Source organism: Pseudomonas sp. MF08817, assembly GCF_059862705.1.
The window spans coordinates 1-516 of sequence record NZ_JCBCUY010000114.1; the positions used below are offsets into that span (position 1 = coordinate 1).

1 protein-coding gene is annotated in these 516 nt (G+C 63.8%); it reads right to left on the reverse strand.

Annotation, left to right across the window (positions count from 1 at the left end; genetic code table 11):
• A partial coding sequence (locus tag AC19YR_RS24845; protein WP_500600451.1) for a contractile injection system protein, VgrG/Pvc8 family occupies positions 1-481 on the reverse strand: 481 nt, incomplete at its 3' end.
• Positions 482-516: the final 35 nt, after the last annotated feature.

Consider the following 516-nt stretch of genomic DNA (forward strand, 5'->3'; position numbering starts at 1 on the left):
CCGTCTCACGGTGCTGCGTGCACAGTGCCCGCTTCACCAACGGCTGGGTGACGTGGGCCTGCCACTGCGCCAAGGGGTAATCGGCGAACACCCGAGCGGTGATTTGCAGGGCATCCAGGCCTTGGAATATCAGGGTGTTGCGCCGCTGCTTGAGCAACCCCAGCCAACTGCCCACCTGCAATCGATAGCGCGCCACGGCCCCGTCACCCCCGAGCGCCAGCACCTGTGCCACCACGCCCTGCCACGTGCGGGCGCGGCCATCATTGAGGGCCAGTTGCAGGGTCACGGCCGTGCCCGGCAATTGCTCGATATCCAGAGAAGCGGCAGGGCTCAGGCAGTCGAGGGTGAACGCCAGGTCCTGATTGATCGCCTCGGTGCCCTGAAACCGTGCCACCAGCAAGGCATCGGTCAGCACGGTGTGTAGTTGCAGCAGGCGGTTACGCTGGGAAAGCAGCTCACGCCATAGGAGTGTCTCCATCATTTCAACCTCGCAAACAAGCAAGGCGCGATGGTAAC